This window comes from Pseudomonas sp. AC252, assembly GCF_979258105.1.
In genome coordinates this window covers 2,092,797-2,109,919 of record NZ_OZ409837.1, presented here as the reverse complement: position 1 = coordinate 2,109,919, position 17,123 = coordinate 2,092,797, and the positions used below count along the sequence as shown (strand labels likewise).

The window sequence follows — 17,123 nt, the reverse complement described above, 5'->3', positions numbered from 1 at the left end:
TCTGTACAAAAGCCGTACAGCAAAACGCCCGACACCTGTTCACACAGGGGCCGGGCGTCCGGGGGCGCGATGTAGGGTTTATTGCTCTTGGGTAACGCCGGCAAACTTGCTCATGAGGAAGCCAATGAATTGCTCAACGGACATCTTCTGGCCGTTGAATTCGACCTGATTGGCCGCGTAATGCAGTTTGGTCACTACGTTGGTGCCATCGACGACAGCCAATTGCGAGCCGACCGCCATGCCGGCGAACATGTCCGCCGCTTCCCTGGACTGATCGACGATGGCTTTGGCGTCAGTCTGGCCATCGAGTTGCGCCTGCACGCTGAGCAGATCGACCAGCATCGGCTTGGACACCTGAATGTTCAGGTCGAGCAGCGCGATCAGTTGCTTGCCGAGTTGATCCGGCGGCAGATCCATCGATTGCGGCTTGGTCAGGTCGATCACCAGATTGGCACGGCTTTCACCGTTGGCGGTGTTGAATGACAGGTTTTCCAGCGCCAGTTGCGGGCCAGCCGCCAGCAGCTTCTGCAGATCGGCTTTGACCTGGGCGTTTTCCGCTTCGGTCAGATTCAGCTCCGGTGCCGGCAACCCCTGGGCGGCGGCTTCGGCAGCGGCTTTTTCGTATGGTTGCAACTTGGTCTGGTAGATCTGCATCAGCGACATGGTCGAAGGAATGTCGAGGTTCTTCAGGCTCATGGCCATGGCCGCCGAACCTACTTTCTTGTCGTTGAGCGTCACTTCGCCGATTTTGTAATCGGCACGCCCCGAGGCGTTGCTGCCGCTTTCTTCGGTGCGGTTCTTCATTTCGAAGTTCTTCACGCCCAGCACCATCGGCTTGGCGCCGAAAGTGGTTTTACTGCTGGTCACTTCCAGGGTGTTTTCCCCGGTGTAGTAGCCGTAGCTGCTCTTGGCGAGGTTGCTGGCCAGGGTCAGGCCATTGAGCTCGACCTGCACCGGCGCCTGGTCTTCCGACACGGTGACCAGTTTCAGATTGTCCATGTAACCGTCGGCCTTGACCTTCTGCGCCTGGGCGCTGGCGGCGATGTCCATGCTCAGCCCGGAAAACTTCAGGCTCGATTGCTCATCCAGCGCGGTTTCGAACGGCACCAGGTTCAGGGTGCTGGTGGTCGATTCGTCGTAGCCGATGTTAGTCACGCCCTTGAGCGGCGCGGCGCCGTTGGTGGCGGCGAACCATTTTTCCGTGGACGGGCTCTTTTCCAATTCATAGTTGCTGGTGGCCATGACCGGCAGCCACTTCAGCGACACCAGACGCGAGAACGGCAGCGGGCCGTGTTCGATGTGGTCAACGAACAGCAACTCGACCGGCGCATCACCGAACATCTCGCCTTCGCCCTTGAGGCGATAGTGCGCGGTGCTGGTGAAGGTGTGACGCTCCAGCGATACCAGTTCCAGCGACGCGGTGCCGTTGGAGCCGGCCATGGCGGTCTGCAACTCTTTGTTGGCGTTGGTCACGGCGTTGTTCAGTACGCCTTCGATCTTGGTCCCGGTGTACCAGGCCCCGCCTGCGCTGATCGCGCCGATGGCAACAACAATTCCGAGAAGCACGCCTGCTGATTTATTCATGAATGACCTGATCGGTTTCCGTGGCTGTGGATGAAGTCGTCTTCCTTGAACCCGGGATCGGGTCGCGGCTCGACTGTGCGCAATTGAGCGGTGGAGATTAGCACCGGGCGCGGACGACGGCCCAATGTTTAAAGGTTAAAGAGTGTCTATGGGGGGAATGGACCGCTGACAGGGTTGAAGAGTTTCCGCGTCAGGAAGGACGCTATCGCGAGCAGGCTCACTCCTACAGGGGGAACGCATTCCAAATGTAGGAGTGAGCCTGCTCGCGATAGCACCGGGTATATTCACAGCAAATCAGGAATACTGAACCTCGATTTCATCCAACTGATGATCAAAGCTCTTCAGCCGCGCGGTCCAGGTATAAACCAGCACCTCGAAGTCGCGATCGATCACCGCCCCGCCCGTGGTATCCGCGCGCACATCGCAGAAATCCAGCTGATAGCGCTCACGAGCCATGGCCGTGGCGACGTCGGACAGCTCGCGGGCGTTGTTCAGCCAGTGCCAGCCTTCATCGGCGATCTGCTTGTCGAGTTCCAGGCATTGCTTCTTCAGGGCTTCGAGGCTTTTTTCCAGCGGCGTGCCGGTGAGTTCACCCATGACTTCGGCGAAGGTTCGCCCGGGCTGCCAGTAGCTGCCCCAGAAGTAGCGGTCGAACACGGTCTCGACGCGGCGCAGGGCAACTTTGGTGTCCCAGATCAGCACGAGCATCTTGCCGCGCTCGAGCTGGCGCTTCTTGACTCGCTGCAGCTGAATCGAGGTCCACGCGACGACGACGATCGCCATCACCGCGATCAGCGCAACGGCGCTGTCGAGAAAAACCATCGCCGTGTCGATCTGGTGGGCCAGCATGATCCCGTAGAAATACGTGGCCGAGAGCAGCACCAGTGCGACCAGAGCGCACCAGAAGCCGAGAGCGTAAGGGTTTTTCATTATTGGTTTCCCCTGGGCCAGCACGAGCAATGTGCATTGCAGGAGCGCGTGGCATGGGGCGCCCCTCCAACACTTCAAAGCATAGCAACGGCCTCAGGGTTTGCTGGCGCCCGAGGTGTTCGTTCGTCCGCTTTCCCAGCCGCCGCCCAAGGCGAGGAACAAATCGATCTGGCTCATCGCGACCTGAGTATTGGCGGCGGCCAGTTGCGCAGTGACATCGGTGTAGGTACGGGTTGCTTGCAGGTCGGCGAGGAACGACTCGCGGCCGGCCTGGAAGAAGCGGTGAGTCTGCTCGGCGGCGAGCTTGGCCGACTGCTCGGCTTCGGCCAGCGCATCGCGGCGTTGCAGCAGCGCGCTGTACTGGGCCAGACCGGTCTGCGTTTCGCGGATGGCGTTGAGGACCACGCCGTCGAAATGCGCCAGCGCGCCCTGGGTGCTGGCCTCGGCTTCACGAATGCGCGCACGGGCGCCGTTGGTCGGTACTTTCCAGCTCAGCGACGGGCCAAAGCCCCAGCGGTTGGTCGACGGGTCGCCAAGGTCATCAATGATGCCGACGGTGCCGATGGTCGCGCCGATGCTGATGTCCGGGTACAGCTCACCGGTGGCGATGCCGATGCCGGCGGTTGCCGCTGCGAGACGCCGCTCGGCCTGACGAATATCCGGGCGGCGCTTGAGCAGCGCGGCGCCGTCACCGACCGGCACCAGTTGTGCGATCTTCGGCAACTCGGCGCAACTGGCGGTACCTGCCGGCAACTGTTCGACCGGTTTGGCCAGCAGCATCGACAGACGGAACAGCCCCGCCTGACGCGCGGCTTCATAGCGCGGCAAGTCGGCGCGCAGGGATTTGAATTGGGTCTGCGAACGGGTGACCTGAGTCTCGTCACCACGCCCGGCATCGCGCAGGCGCTGGATCAGCGTGGTGCTCTGCGATTGCAGATCGAGAGAGTGCTCGGCGATTTCCCGCTCTTCGTTGGCAGCGCAGACCTGCGTATAGGCGCGAACTACGTCCGCCACCAAGGTGATACGCGCAGTGTCGGCTGCGGCCTGAGTCGCATCGGCATTGGCTTTCGCCGCTTCGATGCCGCGTTGCAGAGTGCCCCACAGGTCGAACTGGTACGAAGCGCTGATACCGATATCGGCGATGTTGGCCACCGGGACTTTCTCTGGCAGGAGGAACGCCTGACCGGATTCCTGCAGGCGTTGGGCGCCCATTTTCACCCCGCCGCTCCAGCCACCAGCGGCCTCGGCTTCATCCACCTGAGCGCGCGCCCGCGACAGGTTCGCCGCCGCTACACGCAAGTCGGTGTTGGACGCCATGGCCTGCTGCACCAGTTGATCGAGGCGCGGGTCTTTATACAGTCGCCACCAGTCCGCCGGCACCGGCGCCGAGATTACCGGTTTGCCGGCAACTGCCAGCTCACCCTGAATGTCCTTGCGCTGCACCGCCGCGTCGGCGGGCAACTGATAATCCGGGCCGACCATCTGACAGGCCGAGAGCATCACGCCCAACCCGGCGATCAACCAGGCCCTGCTCATGGCTGCGACTCCTGCGGCTGATCGTCGATGATCGACACGGTGGCGGTACGCCCGGCGATCATGCGGAAGTCGGCCGGTACATCATCGAAAGCGATACGCACCGGAATCCGCTGCGCCAGGCGCACCCAACTGAACGCCGGATTGACGTTGGGCAGCAGGTTGCTGCCGCTGGTGCGGTCGCGGTCTTCGATGCCGGCGACGATGCTTTCGACATGCCCGCGCAATCGCGCGCTGTCGCCGATCACGCGGATATCCACCGATTGCCCGACATGAATACCGTCAAGTTTGGTTTCTTCGAAATAGCCGTCGATGTGGAAGGAGTTGCTGTCGACCACCGACAACACCGGACGCCCGGCGGTGACGAACTCCTGCGGACGCGGCGCGCGGTCATTGACGTAACCGTCGACCGGGCTGCGGATTACCGAGCGATCGAGGTTGAGCTGTGCACTGTCGACCGCTACCAACGCTTCGGCCAGCGCCGATTGCGCGCGGGCCACCCGCGACTGGCTTTCTTCCAGTTGCTCGGCCGGCACCAGATTGCCGAGGCCACGGTTACGCTTGGCTTCACGCTGGGCCTGGGCGAGGGTTTCTTCGCGATCGGCCACGGCGGCCTTGGCTTGGCGCAGGGCCAGTTTGAAGCGGTCCTGGTCGATGCTGAACAGCACCTGGCCACGCTTGATCAACTGGTTGTCCTTCACCTCGACCTGCTGGATCAACCCCGACACGTCCGGGGCGATCTGGATGATGTCGGCGCGAATGTGGCCGTCACGGGTCCATGGCGCGAACATGTAATACATCACCATGCGCCAGACGAGGACAACGGCAAAAGTCACGATCAGCAGGGTCAGGACCACACGACCGATGGTCAGAAACGGTTTTTTCATGTCATCAGGTATCGACTGAGTGAGTCCACGCCGTACAGCAGCACGGCGTAGAGCGCCACGTTGAACAATGCCCGGTGCCAGACCAGACGGTAAAAGTGCAGGCGTTGCAGCACGCCATGCACCAACAAAAACAGCACGTAAGTAATGCCCATCAGCACCAGCAGGGTCGGCAGGAAAATGCCGCTGATATCCAGATCACCGATCATAGGGGCGCTCCATCGGGCAGCGGTTCTTCGGGTTCGGCGCTGGAGACGAACTCAACGCCGGGCAGCAAGGCCAGACGCAGACCGCTCAGAGCGTGCAACAGGTGTCGACGGGTTTCATCGTCGCCCTCGCCGTTCAGCGCACGGCGGGTACGATCAAGTGTCATCAGCAGACCGCTCGGTGCCGGCAAGCGTTCGTCGGCTTTGAGGCAGGCGCGAAAATACTCGCCGACCTCGCCCACCACTTGTCGCAGCAGGGCGTTTGGTACGCCGGTAACGCGCGGGGTGTAGGCAAGCAAATCGAGCATGTTCAGACCGACACGTACTTCACGCATGGCAATGCCGGTGTCCTGACCGGTCAAGGCCAGACGCGGCAGGTGCTGCATCAGCCGATCAAGCAACTGCACGCCCAAATGACGATGCTCGGCGAGGCTGGCCGGTTCGGTCATGCTGACGATGTCTTTCCAGCTGAACCGGGTCAGACGCTTGGCCGCCAGCTCGGCACCGAACGGTCGCGCCACCAGCGTCCAGATGAAAGCGAACAACAACCCCAGTGGCCCGGCGAGGTTGGAGTTGGCGAAGGCGAAAAAATCCGCGTCGTAGGCACCCTGAATACTGATGAACGAGGAAGTGTTGACCAGCGTCAGCAGCATGCCGAGGTAGAAACGCGGCTGCACCGTCAGCGTGCCGATGCAAATGAACGGCACGGCGAACGCCAGCACCAGCATCGGGAAATCGTGCAGGTTGGGCAGAATCAGAAATAGATAAAGGCTGGCGAACAGCACTGACATCCCGGTCCAGAAAAAGAACCGGTAAATCTGCGGCGCCGGATCGTCCATCGAGGCGAAGAAGCTGCACGCCACCGCCGCCAGAATCACTGCGCTGCCGCCATCCGGCCAGCCGAGCAGGATCCACAGCACCGAAGCCACGATGATCGCCAGAATGGTCGAGGTCACCGAGTACAGCATCAGCCCGCGATCGATGAACGGCGTCAAGCGGCCGAGGCGCCAGTGTCGATAGACCGCGCGCCAGCTGTCCTGGCGCTCGCACAGGATCGCATCCTGCAGGCTGCGGCAGTCCTGCCACAGATCGATGAATTCACCGAGGCGATAGATCGCGTTGGAGAACAGCAACTGTTTGCGGTCCTCCAGTGCTTCGGCGCTCGGTTGCAGCGCGTCGAGTTGATCGCGCAGTGCTTGCCAGCGCTCGAGATTGGCGTCTGCGTGGCCCAACCACTCACGGGTCGACGTCAGCAACGGCTGGAATTTTTCCACCAGTTCCGGCGTGCGACGTTCGAGTGCGTACAGCGAATCCTCAAGGGCATCAATCACCGGCAACAGATGAATCATCCGCCCGCGCAGTTCCTTGGTATTACGCACGGTCTGTGGCCGCGCGCCTTCGTGAGGCAACTGGCCGATCATCAATTCGAGGCTGTTGAAATTGGCGACCATCGCCATGCGCAGCGCGGTGACTTCTTCCGGCTGCACATCGCGGCTGAGAAACTTCAGGCTGTAGCTCGTCGCATCGGCGAACCACTTGCTTACTGCATCGTTGAACACCGGCGCCAGCCGACGCGGCCAGAACATCGCACCGACCACCGCAGCGACGGCGATGCCAAGGAAAATCTCCTCGGTACGCGCCTCGGCCACGTCCCACACCGCCAGCGGATTATCCACCACGGGCAGGGCAATCAGCGGCAAGGTGTAGCCGGCCAGCATCAGCGCATAGCTGTTGGCGGTGCGCAGATGCAGGGACATGAACAGCAGAATGCCGGTCCACAACGCGATCACCACCACCAGCACATAGGGACTCTGTACGAACATCGGCACGAAGAGCACCGCCGCCGCCGCGCCCAGGAAAGTGCCCGCCGCGCGGTACAGCGCTTTGGAACTGGTCGGGCCGAGAAACGGGCTGGAGACGATGTACACCGTGGCCATCGCCCAATACGGACGCGGCATTTGCATGAGCAAGGCGATGTAAAGCGCAATCATCGACGCTGCAAAAGTACGGACCCCGTAAAACCAGTCACGGGCCGGCGGCATGCCAGTGAAAAAACCGTTCAAGAATTGACCACCACAGGCGAACTCGCCGCCTCAAAAGCCCTCAGTACCCGAAGCGTAGCTTCCAGATCGCTGCGCTCGATGCCTTCCAGCACTTCGTGGCGCAAGCGCACCAGCTCGGCTTCGACCGACTGCACCAGCTCGCGACCGGTGTCGGTCAGGCTCAGGCACTTGGCGCGCCGATCCTGGGCATCTTCGGTGCGACAGACGTAACCGGCATGGCACAGCTGATCGAGCAAGCGCACCAGCGAAGGACTCTCCATGCCCGCAGCCTGGGCGACTTGCACCTGGCGCACACCCTCGCCCAAACGCCCGATCATGAGCAACGGCACGGCGCAGGCTTCGGAAATTCCGTAGTTGACCAGCGTGGTCTGGCAGATCTTCCGCCAATGCCGCGCGGCCACCACCATGGCGCTGCTGATGTTCATCTGGAGACTGTCGAGGGAATCGGACACGGGATAACGGACACTGTTAGTTTGCTAACTATCAATATCGCATTGGAGGGGAATTTCAGTCAAGTTTTGAAACAAATCTCCCCACGCTTGGCCGAGGCGTACCACAAGTTGGATTTGTAATTTTTCGAAGAAAAAATCTAATGCGACGGACAGAACGAAATTTTTTTACAGTAAGGAGGTTTTTTTTCATCTGAGCCTTTTCGCGCAATTTTTTTTACATGCTGCGCCTCATGCCAGACGATACATCAACTGATCCCACACGTTGGTGGCCCAGTCCGGTCACTCAAGAATCTCATCGACAAACATCGGCCATTTGAATAAAGCGGGGGCTCGTTCAACGGTTCTTGGCAGTATCGTAAACACTGCTGCGTTCGCGCTTGCCAACCGCTAGCACGGAAACCACGACTCGTTCGTCGATGACTTGGTAAACCAATCGATACCCCGAGGCTTTGAGTTTGATTTTGTAGCAGTCGGGCATGCCGTGGAGTGCGTCAGCCGGGATTCTGGGAAGCTTCAGCCTCTCACCTAGCTTCTTTTTGAATTGCTCACGCAATGTATGACCCAGCTTGTTCCACTCTTTGTGCGCAGACGGCAGAAACTCAAGCTTATAAGTCATCCAGGCTTACCGAAATGGGCGTTTCGTGGAGGCGCGAACGAACAATGTCAGCCAGCTCAAGATCATCAAGCCGCTCCATCATTGCTTCATAAACTTCGGCCGGCACCATATAGCCCATGACGCGATTGTGGTTGAGGACAGCGACGGCCCCCCATGTGCACCGTTCAACACGGCAGTAGGATTTTTCTTTAATTCAGAGACACTGACAGCCATATCGGCGAGAACGCTTTGCATAATAAGAACCTCAAATTAGGACGTGATTTTGGTCTATTTATGCCATGTGGACAACTGTGGCGTTCAACGAGGATACAACTTCGCGATGATCACCCCACCCGCCCCTTACGCAACATCACATTCAACTGATCCACAACCTCCGCCCAATCCGCATCGTCGAGAATCTCCTCGCGCAGAAACTGCGCCTGACCTGCTGTCCAGAAAAACGCGTCAGCCAGATGCAAATCCGGCTTGAGCGGGGAATGGCTGGCGATGAATTGGTCGATGCCGGTCGGATCGTCATCAAGGCCGAGTTGTTTGAACAGGGCCGGTAGACTGTGCTGCGGATTTTCCATGATGCAACTCCTCTGCAATTCAGGTCCGGCGTTAGGCCGTTCGCTGCAATGGAGTTGATCATAGCTGTCGCGGCGGGTTCAGGGTCTGGCGACGTCAGGTGAGCCTGCGGCCAGTTGCGCTGCCGGATAGACCGACTGCCATCCGCCGCCCAGCGCCTTGTACAAACCGACCATCGCCAGGGAAACGCCGGTCGAGCTTTCCACCCATTGTTCCTGCGTGGCGAGCAAGGCGCTTTGCACGGTGAGGACGTTGACGAAATCGACCACGCCTTCGACGTATTGCTGTTGCGCGGTGCGCAAGGCGATCTGGTTCTGGCGCACGGCTTCGGCGAGGCTGTCACGACGGCGCTGACTGGCGTTGTAGGCGGTCAGTTGATCATCGATTTCATGCCAGGCGCGCAGCACGGTTTGCTGGTAGGCGATGGCTGCTTCCTGCTGCTGAGCTTCACGCAATTGCAGCATCCCGCGCAGGCGACCGCCGTCGAATAACGGCAGGCTGAATTGCGGGCCGATGCCGAAGGCACGCGAGCCCCATGAACCGAAATCGCTCAGCTGCATGGCCTGTGAACCGAGGTTGCCGGACAGGGTAATGCGCGGATAGAAATCGCCCTTGGCCACGCCGATGTTGGCGGTGGCGGCGTGCAGACGCGCTTCGGCCTGGCGGATATCCGGACGACGTTCGGCCAATTGCGACGGCAGACCGATGGCGACTTGCAGTGGCGACTGCGGCACTGCCGCGTCTGTGGATAACGCTTGAGCGAGGGCCTGCGGTGGTTCGCCCATCAACAGACTGATCGCGTTGATCAGTTGCGACTGACGCTGCTCCAGCGCTGGCAGGCGTGCTTCGATGGCGGCGACTTGCGCGGCGGCTTCGGCGACGTCGAGATCGGTCGCCACGCCATCGGCCAGCCGCAGCTGCGAAAGCTTCAGGCTGTGCCGGGCGACGTCGAGGTTCTGCTCGGTGACGGCACGGGTGTTCTGCACCCCGCGCAGCTGAATGTAGTTTTGCGCGGTGTCGGCGAGTACTGTCAGCAGCACACCACGACGATCATTTTCCGCCACTTCGAGATTGGCATCGGCGGCTTCAGTTTCACGGCGCACGCGCCCCCAGAAGTCCAGCTCCCATGAGGCGGAGAAACCGGCATCCCACAGGTTGAAGGCCTCGTCGCCGTTATTGCCCGATGGATCGTTCAAGCCTTTGCCACTGTTGCGTTTGCGCCCGTAACTGCCGGTAGCAGAGCTGTTCGGATAACGCTCGGCGGTGATCACTTGGCGCGCGGCGCGGCTTTGTTGCAGGCGGCTGCTGGCCAGCTGCAGGTCGAGGTTGCTGTTCAGCGCGCGCTGGGTAAGCGCGGACAGCTGCGGGTCGTGGAAGGTTTCCCACCAGCGTTCGTTCAAGGGTGCGCTGACGGCCTGGCTTGGCGCGGATTGACTCGGTTTGGCCCAGTCGGCAGGCTGAGGGGCTTCGGGTTTCTGGAAGTCTGGGCCGACGGTGCACGCGCTGAGGCTGACTGCAAGCAAGGCACTCAGAGTGAGTTGCTGCCAATGCCCCCGTCGCTGGCAAGCCAGCTCCCACAAAGATTGTGCAGGTTGTGCAAAATGGTTCAGCCTGCCAATGCCCCCTGTGGGAGCTGGCTTGCCAGCGATGAGGCCAGCCGATTCAACACCGATCATCGCTGCGTCACCTCGCGCCCGGACGCCTTTGAGCTGGCGGTATCAATACTCGCCTCGACCGACATCCCCACCCGCAAGCGCTCGGTCAGTGGCTGGCCCGGCTCCAGCACGATCTTCACCGGAATCCGCTGCACCACTTTGGTGAAATTTCCCGTCGCGTTATCCGGTTTCACCGCCGCGAAGGTCACGCCCGTTGCCGGCGCAATGCTCTCGACGCGGCCAGTCAGGGCTTCGCCGCCGAGGCTGTCGACCCGCACTTGCACATCTTGCCCGGGCTGCACATCGGTCAACTGGGTTTCCTGAAAGTTGGCGACCACGTAGGCCTGTTGCAACGGCACCACCGCCAACAGCTTGCTGCCCGGCGTGACGTAAGCCCCGACACGCACCGCACGCTCGCCGATCATGCCGTCCTGCGGCGCGGTGATGCGCGTATAGGACAGGTTGAAACTGGCGATCTCCAGCGCCGCCTGCGCATGTTTCAGATTGCCTTCGGCGGCGTTGCGCTGGGCGGTGAGAATCTCGACCTGCTTGCGTTCGGCCGCCAGTTTCGCGGTCGCGGTGTCGAGGCGCGCCGACGCCTGATCGATGCGCGTGCGCGCCTGCTGCGCGTTCTGCACGGTGCCGGCGCCGACACCGGCGAGGTGGTTGTAGCGGTTCAGTTCCTGTTGCGCGAAGGCCATTTCCGCTTTGGCCGAGACCACTGCGGCCTGCGCCTGAGCAATCAGCGAAGCCTGCCGCTCCAGGGTCGCGTTGGCGTTCTGCAACTGCGCACGCGCGACCAGGGTTTGCGCATCCGCCGCTTCCGCCGCTGCGCGCAAATCACGGTCATCGATCAGCGCCAGCAACTGCCCGGCCTTGACCTGTTGGTTGTCTTCGACCAGCACCTGCTTGATGAACCCGGCCACGCGCGGCACCACCAGCGTGTAGTCGGCCGAGACAAATGCGTCATTGGTGGTTTGCTCGGTGCGGTGGCCGAAAAGCCCGGGCATCGCCAGGTACACCAGCACGCCCACCGCCAGCGCGGCAGCCACGGCCACCGCGAGTTTTTGCTTGGATTGAGTCATAAAAAACCTTCAGTTTCAGTGCAGCAATCAGGACGGCGCGCGCGGCGGATAAATCCGCGTCGGCAGCCAGAAAATCAGCAGAATCAACGCCACGGCGACGCCAGCCATGCACAGGTACAAATCGGACGAAGTCAGCACCACGGCCTGCTCGTGCAAGCGGTGGGCGAGGCCCGGATCGCTGTGATCGGCCAGCGGCGAATTGCCGAGGCTGTCGACCAACATGCTCGAATGAAAATGCAGGCGCGATGTGGTCAGCGCTTCGATGACGCCGGTGGCAACCACCGCGGCCAGGCCTTTGACGGTGTTGAACCACGCCGACGCGAACGGCCCTTCCATCGGCGTGATACTACCGGTCGACAACATCAACAGCGGCAACACCGCCATCGGCTGGCCGAAAATCTGCAGCCATTGCAGCACGTAGAAATCGTCGCGAATCCACGCCGAAGTCAGGTGCGAACCGCCCAGGCAGGACAGCGCAAGCATGCTCAGACCAATGCCGAGCACCCAGCGGCAATCGACCCAGCGCAAATTGCACAACGCCGCCACCAGCGGCAGCGCGATCAACTGCGGCAACGCGGCGATGAGCATGATCGGCGCGGTTTGCGCCGGACGATAACCCTGCACCTGCGCCAGATAACTCGACGGAATCAGCACCACCGCCAACAACACGATCAGCACGCCGGCGAGGGTGATCAACGCGAACATCAGGTTGCGGATGCCGAGCATCTGCAGCTTGAAAAACGGAATCGGCTGCGACCATTCATTGATCAGAAAAGCCACCAGCAGCAGCGAACCGGCACCGAGCAAGGCGCAGATCAAACTTGATTCGAACCAGTCCAGCCGATTGCCCTGCAACAGGCCGATGACCAACATGCAGATCGCCGGAAAGCCCAGCAGCAAGCCTTTCCAGTTGAATGACTTGAGCCGCTCCAGGCGCAGCGGATCCTGCGGCAAGCCGTAGGCCACGGCAGCCATGGCGATCAGGCACGGCACGATGATCTGCCAGAAGGTCCATTGCCAGCCGACGTATTCAGTCCACAGACCGGCCAGCGGCGTGCCGAGTCCCGGGCCGAAAGTCGCGGTCAGTGCGTAGCCGGCCAGTCCGTACAGTTTGATGTTCGCCGGGAGGAAGCGCAGCGCAACGGTCATCAACATCGGCGGCAATGCGCCGCCCGCGAGGCCTTGGAGGATGCGCATCAGCAGCAGACTTTCGTAGCTCGGGGCGAACGGGCACAGCACGCCGAGCAGGGTAAACAGGCCGATCGCGCAGAGGGTGAAGCGACGCAGCGAGAAGGTCACCGAGCACCACGGCGCGAAGGCCATGGCCGCGACCGACGTGGCGGTGTAGCTGGCGACCAGCCAGGTGCCTTCGTCGTAGCCGATGTGCAGCGCCCCGCGAATATCGGCGAGTGCGACTTTGGTGACCATCTCGTTGAGGCCCGAGACCAGCACGGCCAACAGCACGCCGACCAGACCAATGATGATCCGCGCCCCGAACACCGGTGGCGCAGCCGCCGTCGCCGGGCTGGTCGCGGCGAGAGGCGCCGTGACCGTCAGGGATGTCATGAATGAAAACTCCGGGGGTGAAAATACCGGAGCATTTTAGTGGGGCTTGATGCTGACGAAAATTGACTTATTGGCAGGATATAAGTGCATCTGGTGCAGCAATGAACGCCCTGTGGGAGCGAGCTTGCTCGCGAAGGCGTCGTGCCAGCCAACTTCATCTGTGACTGATCCACCGCTTTCGCGAGCAAGCTCGCTCCCACAAGGTTTTGTGTCGGTCCGAAGGCTAGGGCTGTGCCGCCAGCCACGTTTCATCGCAGCAGGTCTTGAGGGTTTCGCGCAGCCAGCGGTGGGCCGGGTCCTTGTCGAAGCGCGGGTGCCAGGCCTGGGTCAGCATGAGCATGGGCAGCGGAATCGGCAGGTCGAATGAACGCAGTTTCAGGCCCAGCCGCCGCACGCTGAGCAGGGCTTCTTTGGGCACCGGCAGGATCAGGTCGGAGTCGGGCAAGGCAAACATCGCCGCGTGGAAACTCGGCGCGATCACCGCCACCCGGCGCTCCAGCCCCAACGCATTCAACGCCGTGTCGATCGGGCCGCGAGCGATGCCACGTCGCGACATGCTGATGTGGGAAAAACCGGCGTAGCGCTCAGCGGTGATTTCGCCATCGAGCAACGGATGATTCTCGCGCACCAGGCCGACGAAATGCGTGGAGAACAGGTTCTGTACCTTAACCTCCGGCGTAAGCGGACGGGTGTTGCTGACGCTCAGATCGATGCGTCCTTCGCGCAGCGCCTCATCGTCGCCATCGCCTTCCGGGACGAAGCGCAATTCGCAATGCGGGGCGAGCTGGTCGAGGGTGTCGAACAGCTTGCCGCCGTAAACGCCGACGAAGAAATCATTGGCGCGGATGCTGAAACGTCGACGCAAGGTGCCCAGCTCGACGCTATCGGCGGAGCGAAACAGCAGCGCCGCCTGCTCGACCACATCGCGCACCTGTTCGCGCAGCTCGAGAGCCTTGGGTGTCGGCACCAGGCCACGCCCGGCGCGCACCAGAATCGGATCGCCGATGGCTTCGCGGATCCGCGTCAGCGTGCGACTCATGGCCGCCGGGCTGAGATTCATCCGCCGTGCCGCACCGACCACACTGCCCTCGTCGAGCAAGGCATCGAGAGCGACCAGAAGGTTCATGTCCGGGAGTTGCATGCTGAGCACTCTTGGCTGATCTGGATTGATCACGGCGCAATGCTAGCAAACATCCTTAAAGAGTGGCGGCGCCAGCGCTGGCCTCTTCGCAGCAGGCTCGCTCCCACCTTAGAATGCGTTCTCATGTGGGAGCGAGCCTGCTCGCGAACAGGCCGGAACAGCCAACGAAGATCTCAGCGTTGCATTCCCCAGCGCTTGACGGTCACGCGCTCAAGGGTGGCAAACACCAGATTCTCCACCAGCAAGCCAATCAGAATCACCACCGCCAACCCGGCAAACACCTTGTCGGTGTACAGCTCATTGCGATTCTGAAAGATGTACCAGCCCAGCCCGCCCTTGCCACTGGTTGCGCCAAATACCAGTTCGGCGGCGATCAGGGTACGCCAGGCAAACGCCCAGCCAATCTTCAAACCGGCGAGAATCGAAGGCAGCGCCGCCGGAATCAGGATGAACAAGACCAAACGCAATCCCTTGAGGCCATAATTGCGCCCGGCCATTCGCAGCGTTTCGGAGACGCCGAGAAATCCGGCATAGGTGTTCAGCGCCAGCGCCCACAGCACCGAGTGCACCAGCACGAAAATCAGGCTGTTCTGCCCCAATCCGAACCAGAGCAGCGCCAGCGGCAGCAACGCAATCGCCGGCAACGGGTTGAACATTGAAGTCATGGTGCTGAGCAGATCACGTCCCAACTGGGTCGAGACCGCCAAAGTCGTCAGGGCAAAGGCGAGGACGATGCCGATCAAGTAGCCCTTGATCAGCACCACCAGAGATATCCACACCTTGGCCAGCAACTCGCCACTCAGCAGCCCGTCGAACAAAGCCTGCGCGGTTTGCAGAAAACTCGGCAGCATCAGGTCGTTGTTCTGAATCCGCGCGACCACTTCCCAGATAACCGCCAGCACGATCAGGATCAGGCTTTTACGCAGCCAGCCCTGTTGCCAAAGGCGTGTGCCGAGCGGCAATTCACGCTCGACCGGCACTGCGGTCAGCGGCTCGAGCACGGTTTCGAATTCTTCACGCACGGATGATGAATGGCTCATCGGGTAGACCTCCTGGCCGCTCAATAGGCGATGCGAATATCGTTGAAGTCGTGATCACGTTCGGTCTCCGGCACTTGGCCCTCATCGAACAGCAGACGATGAATACGCCGCGCCGACTCCTGAAACGCTACGCCGCCGAGACTGCGCAGATCGTATTGATGGCTGTGCACTTCGGCGCGCACCCGGCCCGGATGCGGCGACAGCAAGAGGATGCGATTGCCCACTACCAAGGCTTCTTCAATCGAGTGGGTGACGAACAACAGGGTGAAGCGCACCTCCTCCCAGAGCAGCAGCAACTCCTCCTGCATCTTGCGGCGGGTCAACGCATCGAGTGCAGCGAAGGGTTCGTCCATCAAAAGAATTTTCGGCTGCATCGCCAATGCGCGGGCGATCGCCACCCGCGCTTTCATACCGCCGGACAAGGTGTGTGGATAGACGTCGGCGAAAGCTGCAAGGCCGACCTTTTCCAGGTAGTGCAGCGCGCGCTCTTCCGCGTCTTTCTTGTTCAAGGTGCGCGAGGCGAGCAGCGGGAACATCACGTTCTGCTTCACGGTTTTCCATGGCGGCAACTGATCGAATTCCTGAAACACCACAATGCGGTCCGGCCCCGGCGCCTTGACGCGCTGCCCCTGCAGACGAATCTCGCCTTCGCAAGGCCGGATAAACCCGGCGACCGCTTTGAGCAGGGTCGATTTACCGCACCCGGACGGGCCGAGCAAAACGAAACGATCAGCCGGGTCGACGGCGAAACTGACTTGGTGGGTGGCGCGCACCACGCGTTGCGGCGTGCGGTATTCGAGGCTGACGTGATCGACGGCCAGCAACGCTTCGCTGCGGGCGATCGGGTTGCTGGCCGCGTGGCCTGGCAAAGGGGCGTTCATGGTCGATCTCCGGCAAATCAGAAAGGCGCGTCGCCCTGGATAGTCGTGCGATACAGCTTGCGGCGTAGATGCGCAGGGCAGCCGGCGGCGAGGTGGATCAGCGAGCGGTTGTCCCAGAACACCAGATCATGCGGTTCCCACTGATGCCGGTAGATGTTTTGCGGCAGCACGCTGTGGGCGAAGAGTTCGCCGAGCAACTGACGACTTTCGTCTTCCGGCAGACCGACAATTCGCGTGGTGAAGCCTTCGCTGACGAACAAGGCCTTGCGGCCGTTTTCCGGATGGGTGCGCACCACCGGATGCACTACTTCGGCGACCTGAGCCAACTGTTCCGGGGTCAGGGTCGGGCGCCAGTTGCCTTCGAATTTGGTTTCGCTGTAGCGCGCTGTGTAGGAATGCGCAGCGGAACGTCCTTCGACCGCAGTGCGCAACGCAGCGGGCAAGTCGTCCCAGGCTTTGTGCATGTCGGCGAACAGCGTGTCGCCGCCCTCGGCGGGCAGCTCCTGAGCGTGCAGCATCGAGCCGAGGCTCGGCAACTCTTTATAGGAAAGATCGGAATGCCAGAACTTGCCGGCGTCGCCGAGACCGAGGTTCTGGCCGTTCTCGATAATGTTGGAAACGATGAGAATTTCCGGGTGGTTGGCCAGCAGAAATTGCTTGAGCACATGGATCTGCAACACGCCGAAGCGGCGGCTGAAATCGATTTGCTGTTGCGGGGTGATCTGCTGATCGCGAAAGACCACGACATGGTGATCCAGGTGCGCGCGGTGAATGCGCGCGAAGTCCTGATCATTGACCGGCCGGCTGAGGTCGAGGCCAACGATCTCGGCGCCGACGGCACCGCTGAAGGGACGAATTTCGAAGATTTGCGGCGCGGCAATTGCGGCGCTTTCGGTGGCAGTAGCGGCGGACATCAATCA

General features: G+C 61.3%; 16 protein-coding genes and 1 pseudogene. All 17 read right to left on the bottom strand.

The window, feature by feature from the left end; translation table 11 throughout:
• Positions 1–78: 78 nt before the first annotated feature.
• Entirely contained in the window at positions 79–1,584 is a 1,506-nt protein-coding gene (locus ACZZZ4_RS09780; protein WP_129998385.1) for a YdgA family protein, read from the bottom strand.
• Between the two features lie 294 nt (positions 1,585–1,878).
• Positions 1,879–2,514, bottom strand: a complete 636-nt coding sequence (locus ACZZZ4_RS09775; protein ID WP_039756312.1) for a hypothetical protein — start codon at positions 2,512–2,514, stop codon at positions 1,879–1,881.
• A 93-nt stretch (positions 2,515–2,607) separates the two neighbouring features.
• Positions 2,608–4,050: an efflux transporter outer membrane subunit gene (locus ACZZZ4_RS09770; RefSeq protein ID WP_463547720.1), complete on the bottom strand. Its 1,443-nt coding sequence runs from the start codon at positions 4,048–4,050 to the stop codon at positions 2,608–2,610.
• The gene (locus ACZZZ4_RS09765; protein ID WP_463547719.1) at positions 4,047–4,934 is read right to left on the bottom strand and encodes an efflux RND transporter periplasmic adaptor subunit; all 888 of its coding nucleotides are present in this window, start codon (positions 4,932–4,934) and stop codon (positions 4,047–4,049) included. Before ACZZZ4_RS09765 ends, ACZZZ4_RS09770 begins: the two co-directional genes overlap by 4 nt.
• Positions 4,931–5,140, bottom strand: coding sequence for a DUF1656 domain-containing protein (locus tag ACZZZ4_RS09760; RefSeq protein WP_016772264.1), 210 nt, complete (start codon positions 5,138–5,140; stop codon positions 4,931–4,933). The genes ACZZZ4_RS09765 and ACZZZ4_RS09760 overlap by 4 nt, the downstream gene beginning before the upstream one ends.
• Positions 5,137–7,200, bottom strand: a complete 2,064-nt coding sequence (locus tag ACZZZ4_RS09755) for an FUSC family protein (protein ID WP_463547718.1) — start codon at positions 7,198–7,200, stop codon at positions 5,137–5,139. Before ACZZZ4_RS09755 ends, ACZZZ4_RS09760 begins: the two co-directional genes overlap by 4 nt.
• Entirely contained in the window at positions 7,197–7,625 is a 429-nt protein-coding gene (locus ACZZZ4_RS09750) for a MarR family winged helix-turn-helix transcriptional regulator (protein ID WP_463549264.1), read from the bottom strand. Before ACZZZ4_RS09750 ends, ACZZZ4_RS09755 begins: the two co-directional genes overlap by 4 nt.
• A 361-nt stretch (positions 7,626–7,986) precedes the next feature.
• Positions 7,987–8,268: a type II toxin-antitoxin system RelE family toxin gene (locus tag ACZZZ4_RS09745; RefSeq protein ID WP_130912319.1), complete on the bottom strand. Its 282-nt coding sequence runs from the start codon at positions 8,266–8,268 to the stop codon at positions 7,987–7,989.
• Positions 8,258–8,502, bottom strand: a pseudogene (locus tag ACZZZ4_RS09740) (type II toxin-antitoxin system Phd/YefM family antitoxin). The gene ACZZZ4_RS09745 and the pseudogene ACZZZ4_RS09740 overlap by 11 nt, the downstream one beginning before the upstream one ends.
• 89 nt (positions 8,503–8,591) lie before the next feature.
• Positions 8,592–8,837 (bottom strand): DUF2789 domain-containing protein, encoded by a 246-nt coding sequence (locus ACZZZ4_RS09735; RefSeq protein WP_122705336.1) that lies wholly within the window; start codon positions 8,835–8,837, stop codon positions 8,592–8,594.
• 78 nt (positions 8,838–8,915) lie between these two features.
• On the bottom strand, positions 8,916–10,511 hold the full coding sequence (locus ACZZZ4_RS09730) for an efflux transporter outer membrane subunit (protein ID WP_463547717.1): 1,596 nt from the start codon (positions 10,509–10,511) through the stop codon (positions 8,916–8,918).
• Positions 10,508–11,575 carry an HlyD family secretion protein gene (locus ACZZZ4_RS09725; protein ID WP_039756298.1) on the bottom strand — a complete coding sequence of 356 codons (1,068 nt, stop codon included), beginning with the start codon at positions 11,573–11,575 and terminating at the stop codon, positions 10,508–10,510. Before ACZZZ4_RS09725 ends, ACZZZ4_RS09730 begins: the two co-directional genes overlap by 4 nt.
• A gap of 27 nt (positions 11,576–11,602) precedes the next feature.
• The gene (locus tag ACZZZ4_RS09720; RefSeq protein ID WP_463547716.1) at positions 11,603–13,141 is read right to left on the bottom strand and encodes an MFS transporter; all 1,539 of its coding nucleotides are present in this window, start codon (positions 13,139–13,141) and stop codon (positions 11,603–11,605) included.
• Positions 13,142–13,364: 223 nt separating this feature from the next.
• Complete coding sequence (locus ACZZZ4_RS09715; protein ID WP_016772273.1) at positions 13,365–14,282, bottom strand: LysR family transcriptional regulator; 918 nt, start codon at positions 14,280–14,282, stop codon at positions 13,365–13,367.
• Between the two features lie 173 nt (positions 14,283–14,455).
• Positions 14,456–15,322 carry an ABC transporter permease gene (locus ACZZZ4_RS09710; protein ID WP_310404593.1) on the bottom strand — a complete coding sequence of 289 codons (867 nt, stop codon included), beginning with the start codon at positions 15,320–15,322 and terminating at the stop codon, positions 14,456–14,458.
• Between the two features lie 20 nt (positions 15,323–15,342).
• The gene (locus ACZZZ4_RS09705) at positions 15,343–16,203 is read right to left on the bottom strand and encodes an ABC transporter ATP-binding protein (RefSeq protein ID WP_463547715.1); all 861 of its coding nucleotides are present in this window, start codon (positions 16,201–16,203) and stop codon (positions 15,343–15,345) included.
• A 17-nt stretch (positions 16,204–16,220) separates the two neighbouring features.
• The gene (locus tag ACZZZ4_RS09700) at positions 16,221–17,117 is read right to left on the bottom strand and encodes a TauD/TfdA dioxygenase family protein (protein WP_463547714.1); all 897 of its coding nucleotides are present in this window, start codon (positions 17,115–17,117) and stop codon (positions 16,221–16,223) included.
• Between the last annotated feature and the right edge of the window lie 6 nt (positions 17,118–17,123).